At 34.6% G+C, this 22,209-nt stretch carries 16 protein-coding genes; 14 read left to right on the top strand and 2 right to left on the bottom strand.

Features of this window, described 5'->3' with window-relative positions; translation table 11 throughout:
• Positions 1-58: 58 nt before the first annotated feature.
• From DCO46_RS04240 to DCO46_RS04225, 4 genes are all read left to right on the top strand, one after another.
• The gene (locus tag DCO46_RS04240) at positions 59-910 is read left to right on the top strand and encodes a sialate O-acetylesterase (protein WP_116751334.1); all 852 of its coding nucleotides are present in this window, start codon (positions 59-61) and stop codon (positions 908-910) included.
• 52 nt (positions 911-962) lie between these two features.
• Positions 963-1,337: a cupin domain-containing protein gene (locus tag DCO46_RS04235; protein ID WP_116751333.1), complete on the top strand. Its 375-nt coding sequence runs from the start codon at positions 963-965 to the stop codon at positions 1,335-1,337.
• A gap of 127 nt (positions 1,338-1,464) precedes the next feature.
• The gene (locus DCO46_RS04230; protein ID WP_116751332.1) at positions 1,465-2,043 is read left to right on the top strand and encodes a TIGR00730 family Rossman fold protein; all 579 of its coding nucleotides are present in this window, start codon (positions 1,465-1,467) and stop codon (positions 2,041-2,043) included.
• A gap of 11 nt (positions 2,044-2,054) precedes the next feature.
• A complete protein-coding gene (locus DCO46_RS04225) occupies positions 2,055-2,486 on the top strand; it encodes an NUDIX hydrolase (protein ID WP_116751331.1) in 432 nt (143 codons plus the stop codon).
• A 230-nt stretch (positions 2,487-2,716) separates the two neighbouring features.
• On the opposite strand, the gene DCO46_RS04220 is transcribed toward DCO46_RS04225, so the two are convergent.
• On the bottom strand, positions 2,717-3,082 hold the full coding sequence (locus DCO46_RS04220) for a DoxX family protein (RefSeq protein ID WP_116751330.1): 366 nt from the start codon (positions 3,080-3,082) through the stop codon (positions 2,717-2,719).
• Positions 3,083-3,174: 92 nt separating this feature from the next.
• Here DCO46_RS04220 and DCO46_RS04215 point away from each other — a divergent pair, with 92 nt between their 5' ends.
• Positions 3,175-3,519 carry a winged helix-turn-helix transcriptional regulator gene (locus tag DCO46_RS04215; protein WP_116751329.1) on the top strand — a complete coding sequence of 115 codons (345 nt, stop codon included), beginning with the start codon at positions 3,175-3,177 and terminating at the stop codon, positions 3,517-3,519.
• Between the two features lie 352 nt (positions 3,520-3,871).
• On the opposite strand, the gene DCO46_RS04205 is transcribed toward DCO46_RS04215, so the two are convergent.
• Complete coding sequence (locus tag DCO46_RS04205) at positions 3,872-4,426, bottom strand: hypothetical protein (RefSeq protein ID WP_116751327.1); 555 nt, start codon at positions 4,424-4,426, stop codon at positions 3,872-3,874.
• A gap of 374 nt (positions 4,427-4,800) precedes the next feature.
• On the opposite strand from DCO46_RS04205, the gene DCO46_RS04200 reads away from it, so the two are divergent.
• From DCO46_RS04200 to DCO46_RS04160, 9 genes are all read left to right on the top strand, one after another.
• Positions 4,801-6,795, top strand: coding sequence for a GAF domain-containing hybrid sensor histidine kinase/response regulator (locus DCO46_RS04200; RefSeq protein ID WP_116751326.1), 1,995 nt, complete (start codon positions 4,801-4,803; stop codon positions 6,793-6,795).
• Positions 6,796-6,855: 60 nt separating this feature from the next.
• Positions 6,856-7,839, top strand: a complete 984-nt coding sequence (locus tag DCO46_RS04195; RefSeq protein ID WP_116751325.1) for an SDR family NAD(P)-dependent oxidoreductase — start codon at positions 6,856-6,858, stop codon at positions 7,837-7,839.
• Between the two features lie 217 nt (positions 7,840-8,056).
• Positions 8,057-8,278, top strand: a complete 222-nt coding sequence (locus tag DCO46_RS04190; RefSeq protein WP_116751324.1) for a hypothetical protein — start codon at positions 8,057-8,059, stop codon at positions 8,276-8,278.
• A gap of 89 nt (positions 8,279-8,367) precedes the next feature.
• Positions 8,368-8,655: a hypothetical protein gene (locus DCO46_RS04185; protein WP_116751323.1), complete on the top strand. Its 288-nt coding sequence runs from the start codon at positions 8,368-8,370 to the stop codon at positions 8,653-8,655.
• Between the two features lie 312 nt (positions 8,656-8,967).
• Complete coding sequence (locus DCO46_RS04180; RefSeq protein WP_116751322.1) at positions 8,968-10,680, top strand: FAD/NAD(P)-binding protein; 1,713 nt, start codon at positions 8,968-8,970, stop codon at positions 10,678-10,680.
• A 212-nt stretch (positions 10,681-10,892) separates the two neighbouring features.
• The gene (locus DCO46_RS04175) at positions 10,893-11,078 is read left to right on the top strand and encodes a hypothetical protein (protein ID WP_116751321.1); all 186 of its coding nucleotides are present in this window, start codon (positions 10,893-10,895) and stop codon (positions 11,076-11,078) included.
• Positions 11,079-11,660: 582 nt separating this feature from the next.
• Positions 11,661-13,952 (top strand): beta-glucosidase BglX, encoded by a 2,292-nt coding sequence (gene bglX / locus DCO46_RS04170; RefSeq protein WP_116751352.1) that lies wholly within the window; start codon positions 11,661-11,663, stop codon positions 13,950-13,952.
• Between the two features lie 532 nt (positions 13,953-14,484).
• Positions 14,485-18,636, top strand: coding sequence for a two-component regulator propeller domain-containing protein (locus tag DCO46_RS04165; RefSeq protein WP_116751320.1), 4,152 nt, complete (start codon positions 14,485-14,487; stop codon positions 18,634-18,636).
• Between the two features lie 483 nt (positions 18,637-19,119).
• Positions 19,120-22,179 (top strand): SusC/RagA family TonB-linked outer membrane protein, encoded by a 3,060-nt coding sequence (locus DCO46_RS04160; RefSeq protein ID WP_243416251.1) that lies wholly within the window; start codon positions 19,120-19,122, stop codon positions 22,177-22,179.
• The last annotated feature ends 30 nt before the right edge of the window (positions 22,180-22,209 follow it).

Genomic DNA, 22,209 nt, shown 5'->3' with positions numbered 1-22,209 from the left:
ATCAAATACAGAACATAAATAATCACCTTTTTGATTGAAAATTGTAAAATACAGAAAAATGCTATATTCTTTCCTAATGATTGGTCAGTCGAATATGGCGGGCCGAGGATATTTAAACAATGTTAAGCAAATTTATAACGATAACATCAAAACACTCGTTAACGGTCGTTGGCAAACAATGTTTGAACCAATAAATTTTGACAGACCAACATCCGGTATAGGATTGGCTGCTTCTTTTGCAGCATCGTGGTGTCTTAAAAATAACGATAAGCAGATAGGATTTATTCCATGTGCGGACGGTGGTACAAGTCTTGATGATTGGGCTGTTGACGGAATACTTTTTGAAAATGCTTTATATCATGCCAAAATCGCCCAAAAGTCAAGTGTATTAACCGGGATTTTATGGCATCAAGGGGAAAATGACAGCTTTAACAATCGGTCTGATGTTTACTATGATAAACTTAGTCTTATAATTGATGCTTTCAGACAAAAATTAAACTTACTGGATATACCTTTAATCGCAGGCGGATTGGGAGATTATCTGAGTAGTGGCAGATATGGTCAATATTTTACAGAATATAACCTCGTTAACCAAGCCTTGCGAAAAATTGCCAAGGAAAAACATAATTGCTTTTTTGTTACAGCAGACGGACTTACCGCAAATGCAGACGGCCTTCATTTCGATGCAGTTTCGCAGCGTAAATTTGGCCTCCGTTATTTCGAGGCATTTGATCGTAAAAAGAGCGTTTTAAGTCCTCTTCACGGTGAGAGTGAAAAAGTGACGATTCTTGAGAACAGACCTCTTACAAAGACAGAAAATATAGCACTCTTAGAAATTAACTTTGGAGCCGGAAAATTATCAAGTATCGAGTTTGAGCATCAGTTGGCATTAATAAATAGCCCATCGTGATCCAAATTAAAGTTCATTCAAAGTAAAAATTAACCCATTAAATTAAAAAACTATGCAAGAAATTAAATCTATCAATATAATGGAAAAATTTTCATTATTTGAAAAGCAATGGACTCCACATATTATAGGAGAATTGAACGGACAATATGTAAAACTATGCAAACTTAAAGATGACTTTGTATGGCACAGCCATGACAATGAAGATGAACTTTTTATGGTGTTTAAAGGAACATTATTAATGGACTTTAGAGACGGAAAAACTGTAGAAGTCAAAGAGGGAGAAATTTTAATTGTTCCAAAGGGTGTTGAGCATAGGCCACATACAAACGGGGAAATTGTATTTAACCTTCTTTTTGAACCAAAAGCAACATTACACACTGGGAATATTGAAAATGAAAAGACTGTCAAAGAATTGGAATGGATTTAATTCTTCAATTTATAAGTTAGAGAAACAACTTTACCTTATTGTAAAATACTGATGTCTTTCTATTCAAATAATTCAGATTCAATCATTTTTGTTTTTTTGTAGAAAAACATATTTAAATTAAATATAAATGAAAGCAATAACAGTATTTTGCGGATCAAGTTTCGGAAGTTTAAAAATATATGAAGATCAAGCGTACTTACTTGGGCAAAAATTAGCACAAAGAAACATAAAATTAATTTATGGAGGTGCAAATGTAGGCCTCATGGGAGCTGTTGCAAATGGTGCAGTTAAAAACAGAGGTACAGTTATTGGAGTTTTACCAAATTTCTTAAAAGAAAAAGAAATTGCTCATGAGCACTTGAATGAATTAATAATAGTAGAAACTATGCATGAACGAAAAACCAAAATGAATGAACTATCCGACGGAGTTATTACTATGCCGGGAGGTTTTGGTACATTAGAAGAATTTTTCGAAATGCTTACTTGGGCACAACTTGGTTTACACAAAAAACCATTAGCTATTTTAAATATCGACGGGTTTTATGATGACCTTTTACATTTAGTTCAGAATATGGTCGATAACGGTTTTTTAAAAGAGGTGAACCAACAAATGATTATCGTAAGCGACAATATAGATGAGCTGCTAAACAGGATGGTATTGTACAAATCGCCATTTGAAGAGAAATGGGTCACTAAAAAACCATAATATAAATCCCTATGAAACACAGTACATCAGTAACTTTACCAACTGTTGGATTGTTGCTTATTAATAATAATAAACTGCTTTTAGCATTCAGCAAAAATAAAAATGCCTGGTATCTTCCGGGAGGCAAAATTGATTTTGGTGAAACACCAATGCAATCTTTGATCAGAGAAATAAGAGAAGAATTAAATATCACACTTGAGCCATCTCTAATCACATATTATTGTCATATTCAAGTACCCGCTTTTAAAGAAGAAGGTAATATAATAATGGAACAGGACTGCTATCTGTATAAGCTTGACCAGGAGATTACTCCAAATAATGAAATTGAAGCGGTAAAATACTTTGATTTAAAAACTTATTTAAAAGAACCGGAACAAGTTGTAGGTGTATTAAAAGTTTTTAATAAACTTAATAATGACAAACTATTATTTAATTCACAGTGATAATTACAACACTCTTTTAGAGTTGTTTGCACATTTTACAATACAAGCATAAAATATAACTTACAAGTTGTTAGCTTTTAGCTATCATTACTATGTTCAATTCTTCGAAAAAACATAATTAAAACTAAGAAAACCATTTATATAATTAAATGGTTTTCTTAGTTTTTACAACCAGCCGGATTGAATTAAATATTTAATGTTTCCAATAATGTTTAATCTTAAAGGTCTCTTTATACAAAAAGCCTTTGTCTAAGCTCAGGAAAACGTATAAATGCAGTTATCCAAATTAGCACCTGTACCGATACCGCTAGAATTACTGGCTGCTGGTGCGTTAAGTGGGTGGCTATAGCTCCACCTAAATATGCCGCCAATAATAAAGTACCTATTACGCCGGTACGAGGAATAATAAAAAGTAGTAACGATGCAATTTCAATGATTCCGATAATTAGATAAGTTTTACCATCAATTCCTATGGCGGCAGCCTGAGTCAGAGTTTCTTCACTCTGCATAAATTTTAAAGAGGCACTTAGCCCAAATAGTAATGCAATAATAATTGTTAATACCCAACCTGCAATCTTAATCGTTTTCTGTGTCATAATTCATGTTTTATTTTTCACAAATCTATTACGAAATACTATACATTTGTTATCTGTTACAAAAAGAATAGTACTTACAAAAAGAATAGTATATGGAGGCACAAGAGGGAAGTTGCTTTAAATCTAAATTAGCTATACGTGACACACTTGATGTAGTGGGAGGAAAATGGAAGCTTGTCTTAATTTCAATATTGGTTAACGGCAAGAAAGGCTTTAACGAACTGACACGCGATGCAGGCATTTCTCCACGCATTTTATCAAAAGAATTACAAGAGCTGGAAATGAACGGACTAGTCACACGTCAGGTTATGCATACTAAGCCAATAACAGTTCAATACGAATTAACAGAATATAGTAAAACTTTATATGAGGTGTTATTTGCAATGGAGAAATGGGGATTGCAACACAGAGAGAAAGTTACTTCAAATAGTTTATAATTAAATTTAAAGTTATTAATTCCAGTTTTTACTAAAAATTACTGCCGGTCTTGTATTTCAAAAGCAGAACATTTTCTTCATTAAGGATAAATTAAACAAAACGCAGTAAATAAGCGGGTTTAAGGCTTCAGGTTCGAATCCTGCTCTCCCCACTAAAAAGGTAACAGAAACGAAAGTTTTCAATCTTTTCAAAAACGTAGTAAAACCTGCAAATCTAGGATTCGCAGGTTTTTTTCTTTTATAATGATTTTGCATTTTTATTTTAAACCCGAACAAAATTTCTGTGGCAAAATCAACACCTAAGAAATTTAGGTTTAAAACTTTATATAAGAAATCTCTCTAAGAAATGTAACTATTTTATATTTTGCAGAAACCGTTCACAAATCTCTAATATCTCGTTTGGAGTTTCTTTAAATTTAGTTAAACTGATAGTGTAATATTTTGGACTAAATTTTTCAAAATTAAAAACTACTTTGTCTTTATTTTTAATTTGAATTAAGAGGTTGTACTTCATGAAAGTTGAATAACCTCCCCCTTCTGCTGACTCCCGGCATTCGTAAGCATCAATTTGAAAAGCGTCTATTTCAGCCCAAAAAACTTCCTGATGCGGTCTAATACTAAAACTCCCGGCCCAATGCATGATATCTATAATATTTCTTCCAAAATGTAATGTAATTCCGGACTTACTTAATACTATCTTCTGCCTTACATCCCATATATAACCTGATATTACTACTGATGGAAAGAATAAAGTCACCACAATAAAAAAAATAATAAACACCAGTCCTTCGTCGGCCAATATCAGCCATTTAATAAGGAAAAATAATGGAACAACAGCAAATATTGCTACGAGAATTACATCAGTTGTAATTGACTTTTTCTTCTCCATTATAATGATAGTTTCCATCGATTTAAAATTATTTTAAAATATGTGATAAATATTTTCGGCAGGTTGTTTTAATTCAACATTATAAACCATAGTGAAAATACGAAAAATAAATATGCAATTGATCTCCCTTCAATATCCTTTCTTAATTAAAATGGAATTGATTCTTTTTTGCCATGAAAAGAATCGTTGCACTTTTGACCTGCTGGGATTCCTTTTTACATCAAAGAAAATAAGGTGGTAACTTCTATAAATATTTAAAGTATTTCGATCTTGAAAGACTTTAAGTATAAAACTTTGTAATTGCGGGTATCTTAAAATTATATAATCAGTTATCAATATAGTATAAACTAATCTATATCGGTTTTTGTAATTTACTTTCTAAATTTCTGGTTATGGAATCAATTGATATACCTGTTGCCCAAAATGAATCCGAACGTCTTGATGCTTTAAAGCGCTATAACATATTAGAGACGCTCCCTGATCATGCATTTGACGATGCAACAGCGCTTGTTTCCTATATCTGCGGGGTTCCTATAGCCTATATTTCTTTTATTGGCCAGAACAAACAGCTCTTCAAATCAGAAATTGGCCTTGGCGCTTCCCAAATGCCCCGGCAAATCACCTTCTCGCGCTATACTATTATGGATTCGAGACTGGTAGAAATCTCCGACACGCTGCTCAATGAGCGGTTCAGGGATGATCCCGATGTCACGGGAGGCCTTAAAATCAGATTCTATGCCGGTGTACCGCTGACTACCCCAGACGGATACAATATTGGGGTTTTGTGTGCTGCCGACCATATACCACGAAAACTCAACGACAGCCAACGAACCGCCCTTTTGATTGTTGCCCGCCATATTATCAACACACTGGAGCTTGGAACCAAAAACAGCGAGCTGGCCGGTCAGAAAAAAATAGCTGAACGTGCTGTGGCGGCCAAAGATCTTTTTCTGGCCAACATGAGTCATGAAATCAGAACACCCCTTAATGCCATTATAGGTTTTACCGAACTCTTGGCCGGAACCAGACTAGATGAACAGCAGCTTGGTTTTGTAAAAGATGTACAGACTGCCGGGGACAATCTGCTTTTGATTATCAATGATATATTGGATCTTTCCAAAATTGAATCCGGTGGAATCACCCTCGAACTGCAGCCGTTTGATTTAAAAAAAGCACTTCGTCATGTCTATGATCTTCTTAAAGTAAAAGTGGCACAGGGAGTCGAATTCAATCTTTATCTGGATGCGGAACTCCCTTCAATGGTATCGGGAGACCAGGGAAGACTTAATCAGATATTGATGAACCTGGCAGGAAATGCGCTAAAATTTACCCAGGAAGGCGAAGTGACCATAGCCGTAAAAAAAATAGGTCAGACCGATGAAGAGTATCTGATCCGTTTCTCGGTGAAGGACACCGGCATCGGTATACCCCAGGAGCATCTGGGTACTATTTTCGAACGCTTTACACAGGCCGAAGAAAGCACTACCAGAAAGTTTGGAGGTACGGGACTTGGACTCAGCATTGTAAAACAGCTTGTCGAGCTGCATAATTCCGATATTCAGGTTAAAAGCCGCGAAGGCCGGGGATCAGAATTCTTCTTTATTGCAGCTTATAAGAAAACATTTGACGAAACTAAAAAGCCTAAAATATTACCGGTCAATGATCTGGGCAGTCTCAAAATACTCCTTTGCGAAGACAACCGTTTAAATCAGAAACTGGCGCAGAACGTGATAGAAGGATTTGGTTTTACACTTGATATTGCAGAAAACGGCGATCAGGGCATAGAAATGATGTCACAAAACAAGTATGATTTGATACTGATGGACCTGCAAATGCCTATCCGGGATGGCTATCAGACCACCAAATATATCCGGGAGCAACACAACAGTTCCATTCCTATTATAGCCATGACGGCGCACTCGCTTGCCGGTGAACAGGACCGGTGTTATGATGCCGGCATGGATGGATACGTTCCCAAACCTTTTAAGCAATACGAGCTTCTGGAAACCATTAAAGCCGTCCTTAAAAAAGAACCCCGGCTGACCAGACGACCCAAAGCAGATTTATCCCGTATTGAGGAAACAGACCGAATAAAACCGGGATGGAAAGAAGAAGTGATATCTCAATTTATAGAAAAAGCGCCACTGGAACTCAAAGAATTTGAAAATGCCATTAAACGGGCTGATTTTCAAACTGTACTCCATACGGCAGAGCAGCTTCAAATCTGGATGCACCTTTTTCTCCTTGAAAATCTCAGTATGCATTTATCCAATATTGAGCATGAGGCGATCAAAGAAAAATTCACCACCGAAACATCCAACAGTCTGGAAATTCTGGGCTGTAGTCTTTCGGAAATAATCAAAGACCTTCAGTCCGAAAAGAGCTAGATATCATTTCTAATACCTTTTCAGGAACATTATTAATATCCCATTAAAATAACTGACATTATGAAAGATAACAAGATACATAAAGACAACCTTAAAGGAAAAACGGTAGTTATAACAGGAGCTAGCAGCGGCGTTGGCCGGGCAGCCGTAGAGGCTTTTGCACAGCAGGGCTGTACTATCGTTGCAGTAGCAAGAGGTCAAAAAGGCATTGATGAAGTAGTGGCTTACTGTAGGGCAATAAACGTTCAGGCCATTGGGATTTCTGCCGATGTATCGGTAGCCGAGCAAGTAGAAAAGGTAGCGCAACAAGCCCTGGCCATGACAGGAAAAATTGATGTGTGGGTAAATAATGCCGGAGTGATGGCCAGTGGTAAATTTGAAGAAATTCCAATGGAGATTCACCAGCAGGTCATTAGAACCAATTTATTTGGATACATGCATGGGGCATATAATGCCATTAAGATCTTCAAGAAGCAAAACCATGGCATCCTGATTAACAATGTGTCAATTGGTGGATTTATGCCTGCCCCCTACAGTGCTGTATACTCTGCCACCAAACACGGAATCCGGGGAATGATGGAATGCCTGCAGGGCGAAATATCAAACCGCAAACATATCCATGTCTGCAATCTGTATCCTCAGTTGCAAAATTCCACCGGCAATCTGCATTCGGCCAAATACTCCGGCTTTGATATGAAAATCCCGTTTATTGCCTCTGATCCGCTCGAGACCGCTGCCACAATGATTGAACTGGCCTTACATCCAAAAAAAGATTTGTTTCCGGATTTCAGGGCTGCAGCAATTACCAATACGTACCGATTATTTCCCAAACTGGTAATTAATGGTGCATCTGCGGCTGTGCGAATGAAAATGAAAGGGAATCAGGCTAAGGAGGATAACCCTGGAAATGTGTTGACAAACTCCAAAGAACCCTTAAGAATTCACGGTAAAATACCCTCCAAAACATCAAATCACCTTGGCTTGGCGATACTGGCAGGACTAGGTATTGGTACAGCCCTGATGTTGATTACAAAAAAATCCTGATAATTTCTGTCAGGTATTGACAGTAATTCTCTTTATTACAAAAAAACCAGAAAGCCCATACTTATATATATAAGTTTTTTGCGCTCGCAGAAACTTATGTATATAAGTTTTTTTTCCACAACAAGATGCAAATTCAATAACGTGGAATTATAATTATGTAAAATTATCCTCTTCAAAAAAAATATCTTTAAAATTATTAATTTAAACCCTATATATTATGATTACTGATAATTACTCTTATGCACCGGAAGGGTTTCCGGCAGATGCTTCTTATGAAGATCAACTCCTGCTGAATTACGACCAGTACCTTCAGGGAAAACGCTCTGCCGCACTAAAAGCCCACAAACGTTACACCCGTAAGCTGGTTGATCTCAAAGAAGATCTTGTATCGGAATATGATGAAAATGACTGGGAAGAAGAACAGGAACATGTGGAATAAACCGATGCTTAAAACAGGGTAAAAAGAATCCACTCTTTAACAAAATCTATGACGAATTAATTTTCGTATATAAGTTAAAGCAGTTATTCATGGAAACATTACCACCCTTTTTTATAAAAGTTCTACAGGTTCTTGCCAGCAGATATGGCAGTAGCTGTACCTTAGAAGAGCTCACAAGCCTTCTGACTCCGGTTTTTAATTCTTCTAAATCATTCCAAGACAATTTCTTTAATGAAAAGGAAAACCAGGCAAAAGTCCTGGATGCTCTTATACGTTTGAATGACGGGGGATATATTTTTTTAAATTCAAACTCAGATATAAGTTTAATAAGCATAAAGGGCTTAATTAAATTGGACAATAAAACCATTTGTAATTAGCTTAACTCTAAAAGAGAAAGTAGAAATTTATTTTCACTGCTTATTATTATGAGTCAGCTTATAAAGTCATGCAGATATTTTCTGATGATAATATGAGATTATGGTTATCCCAAAATAACCATTGGTCTTCAAAATTTTATGTCGTTTTTAAATTTGATAAGGCATAAGCATTTTTATTTGTCCTTCTTCCACTCCATTTTTACAAAAGTCGATTTCTCACTTCTGTGTCTTTATTTAAATTCTACAATAAAATACTAAAATAGTATAAATAGATTTTTTTCAAAAAAATTAAATTCGATCAAAATTATTTAAATGGACAAAGAAAAAATAAAAGTAGCAATTTTGGGCGGCGGACCAAGCGGGCTTTTCCTATATAAAAGACTGGTTGAATTTGGAAGTACTGAACTGGAGGTCACAATATATGAACGAAAGAGCATGCTTGGCGCGGGAATGCCATATAGTGACGAAGGTGCCAATGATGAGCACGTAACAAATGTTTCTGATAACGAAATACCCGAGATTGTAAATTCTATTGAAGACTGGCTTCGTTCTGCTCCTGTTGATTTATTGCAAAGATTTAATATTAATCCAGCGAAATTTAATGAGTATAAAGTGCTGCCAAGAATTTTGTTCGGCTATTACCTTTCTTCTCAATTTGAAATGCTTCAGGAGATTGCCACTGTTAAGGGAATTACAACCAACATTCATTATGATACCAATGTTATTGATATAATATACAGCAAAGACAATAAAACAGTTTGTGTTGAAACTGACAAAGAGAAAAGAGAATTTAACTATGCCATTATCTGCACTGGACATAATTGGCCGTTAAGACATGAAGGCAGTGTAAAAGGATATTACGACACACCTTACCCGCCTTCAAAACTTGCCTTAAAACTAAATCATCCGGTTGCTATTAAAGGATCTTCATTAACTGCAATTGATGCCGTTCGAACCTTAGCGCGTCACAATGGAAAATTTATTAAAAATGAAGATGGCAGTTTGTACTATGAAACAGCTGAAGACAGCCCTGATTTTAAAATGATTTTGCATTCAAGAAGCGGAATGCTTCCTGCAGTTCGATTTCATTTACAGGATTCTCATTTAACAAACGATTCTTTACTTTCCCGAGAACAAATTGACCAGCATCGAAAAAACAATAATGGCTTTCTATCGCTTGATTTTGTCTTTAAAAATAATTTTACCAGAATTTTCCATTCAAAAGACCCTGAATTCTATGATCGTATAAAAGATCTCTCAATTGAGCAATTTGTACAGGAAATGATGGAACTCAGAGAACGTCTTGACCCTTTCCAACTTTTAAAAGCAGAATATATTCAAGCTGAAAAATCAATAAAAAGACAGGAATCAATATATTGGAAAGAGATGCTGGCCGTACTCAGCTTTGCCATGAATCACCCTGCAAAATATTTATCTGCGGAAGATATGCAGCGTTTGCAAAAAGTGCTGATGCCTTTGATCTCGATTGTAATTGCATTTGTGCCTCAGAAATCCTGCAGTGAAATGCTCGCTCTGCATCAGGCGGGGGTTTTGGATATTACGGCAGTAAATCAGGATAGTATGGTAGAACCTCAGAAAGAAGGCGGCATACTTTACAAATATCTAGATGAAAATCAAAATCAAAAATCTGAACCTTACAATACTTTTATCGATTGTATTGGACAGCCACATCTATCATATGAAGACTTCCCCTTCAAAACGTTGTTAACTCATAAAGATGTGAGTCCGGCCAGGTTAAAATTTAAATCAAATCAAACAGCAGCTGAAGAGTTTGAAAAGGGAAACACTCTTGTAGAAAAAGATCTGTATGGAGATTACTCATTAAAAGTTTCCGGAATTGCCATCAATGATAATTTTCAAATAATTGATCAGTATGGGGCTTACAACGAAAATATATACATTATGGCGGTACCTTATATTGGAGGTTTTAATCCCGACTATTCCGGATTGGATTTTTGTGAAGCGGCTTCCCTTCTTATAGTTGAAAATATCTACAAAAATTAATGTAATTGATTTAGATTGCAGGACTGTTTATTATAATTAAAAATTAGGATTTCTTTATATTTCTCCAAATAGTTTTACCCTTTAAATTCTTTCTAATCGTTGGCAAACTAGTAAATTATATAAACTCTCGACAAAATTCTGTAAGTCAAAAAGCTTTTTCAATATTTACTTTTGAAGAAAGAAAAATGTTTATAAAATCTTAAACCGTAAATATGAAATCAGTCCAATTCGCTGCCTTACTAACTAAATATTCAGTTAACCCATTCCTTATGACCTCCAAAACTAATTTTAAGAATACAGAATCTGAAACTATGATTGATTTGGTGGATCTATATAATAAAAATGCTGATGAACCTGATTTTGACTGCGAATTTTTACACAATATTGTTCAGGACTAACAGAATTCGAAACTAAGCAGCTACAGAATGGAATGGTTACTTTAAAACTTATTTTTCTTCAATTCCTTATCAGCTAACTTAACAGATTTCAAAAATATTTATCTGAATTTATCTCCATTTTTACCGCAAAAAACTTAATACAATTTTTTTTGTCATAAATGATATAGATTTGTGTTCTCCTTCATCATAGTCGACATAAGCACAAATGCCATTGGAATCCAATTGGCGTTTTTTTTTAAATACTTGATAAATTCTTTAGCTTACTTAGACATCTCCAAAAACTTCGTCTTTTGTTAATATCAGTCTTGTAAAAGAACTCTTATACGATTTTTTTTAAACCAGAATATTAAGCCGAAATCTATTTGCTTGATTGGTAGCAAAGATTCTTTATGCATCATTTGTCATACATAATGCTTCAAATGTACTACTATCGTTACTATTCTAAAACTACATTTACAATCCTGAAATTCTACACAATGGATGCATCTAAATGTAAGCTATACTATTTGTAGTAATTCGAAAAAAGATAATGCTTTATATCTGACTTTAATAACTTCTATAATAAAACTAAAAACCACAATGATGAAAAAACAAATTAAAAAGTATACCTTTTTACTGCTAATCGTTTTTGGAAACGGATATGCTCAGACAAAAAAGTATATGGATCCAAAAAAACCAATTGAAGACCGGATTTCTCTTTTAATGAAAGAAATGACATTAGAAGAAAAAGTGGGACAAATGAATCAGTACAATGGTTTTTGGGATGTGACGGGACCGGCTCCAAAAGGCGGAAGCGCTGAATTAAAATACGAGCATTTGCGAAAAGGCCTTGTTGGATCAATGCTTACTGTTCGCGGTGTTAAGGAAGTTCGTGCGGTCCAGAAAATTGCCGTTGAAGAAACCCGTTTGGGAATTCCGCTAATTATTGGTTTTGATGTAATTCATGGTTATAAGACGTTAAGCCCGATTCCGCTGGCAGAAGCGGCAAGCTGGGACCTGGAAGCTATTAAAAAATCGGCAGTAATTGCGGCAGACGAGGCTTCGGCATCCGGTATTAACTGGACTTTTGCCCCAAATGTCGATATTACAAATGATGCACGCTGGGGCCGCGTTATGGAAGGTGCCGGTGAAGATCCTTATTTGGGAAGTAAAGTGGGCTATGCAAGAATAAAAGGTTTTCAGGGAGAAACGGTTGCAGATTTAGCTAAAGTAAATACTATTGCAGCTTGTGCAAAACACTTTGCAGCATACGGTTTTGTGGAAGCAGGATTAGAATATAATATGGTATACATTAGTATGTCTAAATTATACAATTCGGTTTTGCCTCCTTTTGAAGCCACGTTACAAGCAGGAGTTCGCACGTTTATGAATTCATTTAATACATTAAATGGCGTTCCGGCAACAGGAAATGCATTTTTACAAAGAGATATTCTAAAAGGAAAATGGAAGTTTGATGGTTTTGTGGTTTCGGATTATGCTTCTATTCGCGAAATGATCGCACACGGCTATGCGAAAGACGAAGCCGATGCAACTGCAAAAGCAGTCATTGCAGGTTCTGATATGGATATGGAATCGTATTTGTATGTCGCAAAATTAGTTGATTTGGTAAAATCAGGAAAAGTAAAAGAAGCTTTGGTAGATGATGCCGTTCGCAGAATTTTGCGTGTGAAATTTGAATTGGGTTTATTTGATGATCCGTATCGATATTGTGATGAAAAACGCGAAAAAGAAGTTGTTGGAAGCAAAGCTAATAATGATGGTGTTTTGGACATGGCGAAGAAATCTATTGTTTTATTGAAGAACGAGAAGAACTTGCTTCCGCTGAAAAAATCCGGACAAAAAATTGCTTTAATCGGTGCTTTGGCAAATGATAAAAACAGTCCGTTGGGAAGCTGGAGAATTGCAGCCGATGACAATAGCGCGGTGTCAGTTCTGGAAGGAATGCAGCAATACAAAGACAATCAGCTGACTTTTGAAAAAGGTGCCGATTTGCTTTTGCAAAAAGCTACTTTCCTGACAGAAACAGTTTTCAATACAACAGACAAAAGTGGTTTTGAAGCGGCAAAAACAGCTGCGAAAAATGCTGATGTTGTCGTGATGGTTTTAGGTGAATATGGTTTTCAAAGTGGAGAAGCAAGAAGCAGAACTGATCTGAATTTACCAGGAATACAGCAGGAATTATTAGAAGAAATCTACAAGGTAAATCCTAATGTCGTTTTGGTTTTAAATAATGGCCGTCCGTTGAGTATTCCGTGGGCTGCCCAAAATATTCCGGCAATTGTAGAAGCCTGGCATTTGGGAACTCAGGCCGGAAATGCCGTTGCACAGGTTTTATATGGAGATTACAATCCGAGTGGTAAATTACCAATTTCCTTTCCAAGAAATGTTGGACAAGTACCGATATATTACAACAAATACAGTACGGGAAGGCCGATTGATAGTGACAAAAATGTATTCTGGTCACATTATATGGATGTGGAGAAAACGCCTCAGTTTCCGTTTGGATTTGGTTTGAGTTATACTACTTTCGATTATAAAAATCTTAAATTAAATAAAACTGTTTTTTCAAAAGGAGAAAAAATTCAGGTGAGCGTTGACGTTACCAACACAGGAAATTTTGACGGAAAAGAAGTGGTTCAATTGTATATAAACGATCCTGTTGCGAGTATAGTGAGACCTGTCAAAGAATTAAAAGGTTTTGAGCTTGTTTCCTTAAAAAAGGGAGAAACTAAAACCATTCAATTTACATTGACAGATGCGGCACTTGGTTTTTATGATAACGAGGGCAAATTTTTAGTAGAACCTGGTTTGTTTAATATCATGGCTGGATGGAATTCCAATGAAGGTCTTACCAGCAAATTTGAACTAAAATAATTAGAAAAATCCGTTTTTATCAGCGTTTTTTGCTTTAGTGAAATCAGTAAAATCAGCGTCTAATTTTGACGCGGATAAAACAGATTTACTTCGTAAAAACGCGGATAAAGACAGATTTGATTTGAAATAATTTTATTTTTTAAAAACTTAACAGTTTAATCAAGAAAGCAATTAGAAAAATCTGTTTTTTATCAGCGTTTTCGCTTTAGCGAATCAGTAAAATCAGCGTCTAATTTTGACTGGGATAAAACAGATTTACTTCGTAAAAACGCAGATAAAATGGATTTGATTTGAAATAATTTATTTTTTTAAAAGCTTAACTCAATGACATTGCCCGAAGTGTCGGGATTTATTCTTAAGTAAACAACCTAATAACCTGAGTACGATTAATTAATAATCGGGCTCAGGTTTTTGGCAATATGATAAAATTTACGCTTAAAAAGTATATTTCATATTTAGTTTTATTAATATTGTTTATTACACTTAAAATAAAAGGGAATTGATAGCGGGAACTGATCTATAATACTATTAAATGAAAAATATTAAATATATTCTTGTATGCTTCTTTATAGGTCTAAATTGCCTGTTTTCTCAAGATAAATTTGACAACTACCAGTTTAGAAGTATACAGGAAACTACTTCCAAAAGAGCCATTTCTTCAATTATTCAGGATAAAAATGGTTTTATCTGGATTGGTACAAACGGTACAGGTTTGTATCGATATGATGGTGTAAATTATTTTGGATATGAATACAATAAAAAACCCGGTTCAGTAAACAGTAATTTTATTTATGCAACCTTTATTGATTCTGATAACAACTTATGGGTTGGTACAGATGATGGTTTGTGTTTGTACAACAGGGATTTGGATAATTTTACCAAAATCAACATTGAGGATGTAATCAGAAAAGGTTATGATGAACCCATTACCGTAAAAACAATTATTCAGGATAACAACGGCAACCTAATCCTGGGTACTTATGGTTTTGGATTATTCAAACTCAATATAAAGACTTTAAAAACTTCCCTGATTCCGTCAAAGGTGTTGGATAAATTTAATTTTCTAATAAAATCTTCGGTAAAAAATAAGCACGGAATTATTTATTTAGGAACAAGTTATGGTCTTTTGGAACTTGATTTAAACGGAAAACTCAGGCAGGTTTATAAAGACAAATTTAAAAGAGAACCTTTATTAGATGATATCGAAAATCTTGCTATAGACAAATTTGGATATGTATGGCTTGGAACGACTGAAAACGGTCTGATAAAAATTAAACCGGAAACAGATAATTACCAGTTTGAAAAGTATTCTATTACCAAAAACAAGATCCTGTCGATTATAGAAAGCAGTCAGGATTATATCATTTGCGGTACCGAAAATGACGGCTTATTGGTTGTAAATTATAAAGGGCAGGTACTTCAAAAATATTTGCACAGTAAATACAATGACTTTAGTTTAAAATCGAATTCCGTCTGGTCCTTATATGAAGATAAAGAGAAGCGTCTCTGGTTAGGATATTTTAATAAAGGACTTGGCGTATTTGACAAACCCAACAACAAATTTAATTCACTTGAATCACAAGTAAACAATGATAATTCCCTACAAACCAGCTATGTCACATCCGTTATAAAAGACAAAAAAGGAAATCTGTTAATCAGTAATGAAGGCGGAGGTCTCGATATTTATAACCTTACCAATAAAAGCTACATTCATGTAAACAAAAACAATCAAAGCTACTATTCCGGTTTGGATGCTGCCGATGTTCAAACCATATTTATAGACAGTAAACAAAATATCTGGATAGGAAGCTGGGATCGCGGAATCTACTTTTTGAAAAATGGCACTACCCGATTCCTAAACTATAATACAGCAAATACTGCAGGATTAAAATCGAATCGGATTTTTAGTTTTTCAGAAGACTCAAAGGGCCGAATCTGGATTGGAACTTTTATAAAAGGACTGCATTATTTTGATAATAAGAACAATACATTTGTTCATTGTGATTCGAAATCGTTTGTAGAAAATGCTTTAGACAACGCTTTTATCCGTAAAGTTTTTGTAGACTCTGAGAATGTTTTGTGGGTAGGAACAATTTTAGGATTATATCAGGTAAGCTTAAAAGACGACTCTGATTTTAAAGTGACCAACATGCGAGATGCCATGTTCAGGGACAAAACGAAGTATAATAGTATTCAGACTATCTTATCAATCTATGAATCTAATGATAAAACAATATGGATAGGAACGGATGGTGAAGGGTTATTTAACTATAATAAAAAAAACAAAACATTTTCAAACTACAATAACTTTCCGGGTTTTAAAGAAAAATCTGTTCGTGCCATAATTGCTGATAACAATGGTTCTTTATGGATAAGCGGTGGATCAGGATTAACAAAACTCGATTTTAAAAACAAAAAAAGTACCCATTTTACGAAAGATGATGGCCTTGTTGATAATGATTTTAACAATAATGCTGTCTTTAAGGATGGAAATGGAGAGCTGTATTTCGGAAGCTACGAGGGAGTCAATTATTTTAATCCTAACGAGATTAAAAAAACAGAGAAAGCGCCAAAATTGTATTTCAGCGATTTTAAATTGTTCAATAAATCGGTAAAACCGAATGAAGATGCTTCGCCGTTAACGAAAGTAATTTCTCAGACTAAAGAAATTATTCTCAACTATACGCAATCTGTTTTTACGATTGAATATGTCGGAATCAACTATAATTATTCTAAGAAAAACCAATATGCCTATTACCTGCAAGGCTTTGAAAAAGACTGGAATTATGTGGGAAATAACAGAACCGCAACTTATACCAATCTTGCGCCGGGTGATTATGTTTTTAAAGTAAAATCGGCAAATGCAGATGGTTCGTGGAGCAATGATCCATTAGAATTAAAAATAAAAGTACTGCCGCCGTGGTGGAAAACCTTCTGGGCCTATTTATTATACACTTCCATTTTAGTATTCCTGATTATATACCTCAATAAAATTTATCAAAATCGTTTTAAGGCAAGACAAGCGATAATTTTAGAAAAAGAGAAAAATATTCAGTCAGAGAAATTAAACAATAAGAAGTTACAATTTTTCACGAACATTTCGCACGAATTCAGAACGCCATTAACTCTGATTATTAACCCTTTGGAAGATATTTTAAGAAGTAAAAATGTATCTCCTGAAATACATAACAAATTAAAAATTGTACACAAAAGTTCAGACAGGCTTTCGAGACTAATCAATGAGTTAATGGATTTTAATAAATTGGAGTTTAACAAAATTTTCCTTCAGGCCAAAAAAATTGAAGTCGTAGCATTTACACAGGGAATTATAGGTTATTTTGATGAAGAAGCTGCTGCCCGAAATATTACTATTAATTTTGAATCTGTATTTGACGAGCTTGAAGACTGGCTCGATCCTAAAATGCTGGAAAAAATACTCTTTAATATTATTTCAAATGCATTTAAATTTACTCCTGATAATGGTTCTATCACCATTTCTATAGCTAAATCAGATACTGATAATTTGCTGATAGTTAATGGCAATAGCGTTCCTTCTTTTTCAATAACAATTACAGACACCGGATCAGGAATTCACAAAAAAGATCTGAAAAGAATATTTGACAGATTTTATCAGGTGAATAATGTAAATAAGGATTATTACGGCAGTACAGGAATTGGCTTAGAGGTTGTAAAAGAGTTTGTTGAGCTTCATAAAGGACGAATTGATGTTGAAAGCCAGGTAGGAGAAGGCACAAAATTTACGGTAACATTTCCTTTAGGCAAATCTTTGTATAAGAAAAGTGAGATAGTTGATGCGGTTTTTAAAACCCAAAAAACTAAAACTCAATTTATGTCTGAATCTGTTAATCATTCATCTGATAATGATGATGAAACGAATGAATTCGTAGAAAATGACGTGGTTGAAACTGCAAAACCATATACTGTTTTAATTGTTGAGGACAATCCTGAATTAAGAAATTATCTCAAACATGAATTAAGCAAATTATATAAGGTTATTGCAGCCGAAAATGGTCAGAAAGGTTATGAACTTGCTGTTCAGAAATTACCTGATTTAATTATTACAGACGTTATTATGCCTGTAATGGACGGATTACAATTGTGTAAAAACATAAAAGGCGATTTAAAAACAAGCCACATTCCTTTATTAATGCTTTCGGCAAAAGCGATGGTCAAAGACCGATTAGAAGGTATAGATTCCGGTGCTGACATGTATCTCAGTAAACCATTTGAGTTAGACATCTTAAAATCGAGTCTGGCGCAGCTTATTACGAGCAGGCAAATCATGTTTAAGAAATTTTACAGCGGAATCACAAAGGATGGCAAAGAAAAAACAACTTCGCTTGATAATGATTTCATTCAAAAGATCCTGCATTTTATTAACGAAAACATCAGCGAACCTGAATTAACTGTAGAATTGTTGTCTTCAAAAATTTTCCTGAGCAGAAGTCAGCTGTACCGAAAGATAAAAACATTAACAGGTGTTTCGGTTAATGAATTTATTAGAAATGTACGATTAGAAAAAGCAAAACAACTGATCGAAAAAGGGAATAATAATATTAATGAAATTAGCTATAAAGTGGGATTTACTTCTCCCTCCTATTTCTCCAAATGTTATAAAATTAAATACGGGAATCTGCCCACACAAGAAAAAAGAACAAAGTAATAAGGGTTAGAAATTCCTGCTAACTACAATCAAAAAAGAGCTTCGATCTTAAAAATCGGAGCTCTTTTTTTGTAAGTCAATTTTTTCAAAAATCATCCTTACTAATTTGAAATAAAAATTGACATATCTAAAATATTATTTTGTTTTTTTAGACAAACAATACTTTTTAAGCAATTTTTCTGGTAATACTTCAGTATCTGTTTTAATACCTCAATTATCTCTTTTTAGTAATAATAGGGCTTTCACTCCCTTTTTTGCATCATTTGTTGCACAATATGCTTCATCTGTTCTACAATAGCACCCCTCTAGATTTTACTTTCGTTAAGAAATATTTAAGAAATTTTTTTCTTCTCATGACTGCAACCATGAGCATGTAAAAAGACCCTTCTGTTAAATATTTTTCAATAAAAAACTAACTAACTTAATCGACCAATTTTTATGCAGAAAAAAACATTAAAAAAACTATTATGCTTAATAGTATGTATGTGGGGAAATTTTTTCTTTGCTCAAACTGTTAAAGGAAAAGTAACATCAGGAGGACTCGGCTTACCCGGTGTTGGTGTAATAGTACAGGGAACAAAAAATGCAACAACCACCGATTTTGACGGAGGTTTTGTCTTAAACAATGTAGATCCAAAAAGTACATTGATTTTTAGTTATATAGGATACAAAAGTGTGTCTTTGCCAGCAGACACAAAATCAGTGATGAAAGTCAACATGGTTAATGACCTTGAAAAATTAAATGAAGTAGTGGTTATCGGTTACGGAACTTCAAAGAGGAAAGATGTAAATGGTGCAATTTCTTCCATCAAAGCTTCGGAAATTCAGGACAAGCCCTTTACTTCTATCGATCAGGCTCTTGTGGGTAAAGCCGCTGGTGTAAACGTTACTCAGAATTCAGGTACACCGGGAGGAGGAATCTCAGTTCAAATTCGTGGAATTACCTCAATTAACGGAAATGAACCTTTATATGTAATTGACGGAACTCCGGTTTTTGCGGATAAAAACAACGATTCATTTTCTTTTAGTGCTTTAGGCGGAGGAAACGGACAAACTAAAAACTCGGCTTTATCCGGATTGAATATTTCAGATATCGAAAGTATTGATATTCTGAAAGATGCTTCATCAACAGCAATATACGGAGCAAATGGTGCAAATGGTGTCGTTTTGATTACAACCAAAAAGGGAAAAAAAGGAAAATCGACTTTTTCATATGAAACGTACTTAGGAACGCAGCAAGTGACCAATTCGGTTGATGTTTTAAACTTACCTCAATATGCTGCTTATCAGGCAAAAATTTTCAAACTAAATGGCGAGCCAGTTCCCTATCAGTATCAAAAACCTGATTTATTAGGTAACGGAACAAACTGGCAGGATGAGCTTTTTAGAACTGCTACCATGTACAACCATCAAATCGCATTTTCCGGTGAAAAAGACGGAACGAGATATTATACTTCTTTGAATTATTTTGATCAGGAAGGAATTGTTCTAAATTCAGATTTCAACAGAATGTCTTTGCGATTAAATGTGGATTCAAGTGTAAAATCATGGTTGAAAATTGGTAATAATATGTCAATTAGTAAGTCATCCCAACAAGTAGTCAGAAACGACGACAGAGGTGGTTTAGTAATGAATACGTTAAGACAATCTCCGGAATTACCTGTCAGATATGCTGATGGTTCTTTTGCCGGTCCGACAAGTGGTTTAGGATCTTCGGCAAACGAAACAACCAATCCAATTGCATTATCAGAATACAATAACGCAAAAACGGACCGATATAAAATCAATGGAAATCTATTTGCTGATTTCACCCTTACTAAAGGTTTGGTTTTTAGATCTGAATTGGGATATGATTTAAATTTTGCAAAAAGCAGTTCTTTTGCACCTGCCTATACTTTAGGAAATGTATCGGAACTTTTAAACAAATCATTCAAACAGCAGGATCAAAGTTTTTATTGGAGTTTAAAAAATTATCTGACTTATAATAAAACTTTAAACGAGAAACACAATTTTACCTTTTTACTAGGTCAGGAAGCACAAGAAAGTCAATACGAATATTTAAGCGGTTACAGATCGGGTGATTTCCTAAGTAAAGATTTTACAAACTTAAATATAGGTGATATAGATACTGCAGTTAACGGAAATGGTTCCGGCAGATGGTCTATGACCTCTTATATTTCGAGATTAAATTATAGCTTTTCTGATCGTTACTCTTTTTCGGCATCTTTAAGAGCAGATGCTTCTTCAAACTTTGGGCCTAATAATAAATGGGGGTACTTCCCGTCATTTGCTGCAGGCTGGACCGTTAGTAACGAAAAGTTTTTTGAGCCTTTATCTTCTACGGTGAATTATTTAAAATTTAGAGCCGGTTACGGTTCGGTTGGAAATCAAAATATTCCGGCAAACAGATATCAAACAATTCTTTCATTGACTGCATCTCCATTTGGAGGCGTATCTCCAACGATTGATAATTTGGGTAATCCGGATATTAAATGGGAATCACTTAAATCTTTTAATGTTGGTTTTGAATTGGGAATGCTTAGTAACAGAGTAAAATTAGACTTTGATTATTATATCAAACATTCTTCAAATTTCCTGACCAAACAAATCAATGATGAGTCGAATCAAAGCGCACTTAATTATTATTTGAATACGGGTGAAATTGAAACTAAAGGAATCGAACTTACCCTGAATACCAGAAACATTATTACTGAAAATTTTACATGGGACAGCACGGTTATTTTTTCAAAATACAATAATGAACTAACTAGTTTTCAAGGTGCAGGTAAATCTTTATTAGGAAAAGTACAATTTGACCTGTATAACGTAACCAGAACTACAGAAGGAGAACCTGTTGGACAGTTCTATGGATATGTTACGGACGGATTATTTAAAAATGCTGCAGAATTAGCCGCAGGACCAACTCAGGAAACAGGAACAGGAATTGGAGATATTCGTTTTAAAGATCTTAATGGAGACGGAAAAATTGATGCTAAAGATCAAAAAGCTATAGGAAGCGCAATTCCGGATTTTACCTATTCCTTCACCAATAACTTTAAGTATAAAAACGTTAGTTTATCTGTTGTTTTAACCGGAAGCCAGGGCAATGAAATCTACAATTTTACGCGTCATTATACTGATGGTATTTATCCAGGATTTGGAGATCGATTTGCAAACCTGACTACAAGGGCTATAAATGCTTTTGAACCGGGAGTAAACGAAAACACAAATGAACCAAGAATTACCCTTAATGATCCAAATGGTAATGGCAGAATCTCGAATAGATTTGTCGAAGATGGTTCTTATCTAAGAATTCAGAATGTTTCTTTGAGCTACGATTTACCAAGCAAAATATTCAAAAATTCTATTATAACTAAAGTTAGATTGTATGTCAATGTCCAAAACTTATATACCTGGACAAAATACTCCGGTTTTGATCCTGCTTTAGGAAATCTAGATCAAAATATAACACTTAGCGGTATTGATCTGGGACGATATCCAGTGCCAAGAACGACTTCTATGGGTTTAAATTTAGAATTCTAAAATTGATAAAAAACGCAATTAACTTAATGA

Source organism: Flavobacterium sp. HTF (genome assembly GCF_003105115.1).
Lineage (GTDB): Bacteria > Bacteroidota > Bacteroidia > Flavobacteriales > Flavobacteriaceae > Flavobacterium.
The sequence above is the reverse complement of the archived record's forward strand: the minus strand, read 5'-3'. Positions and strand labels throughout refer to the sequence as shown.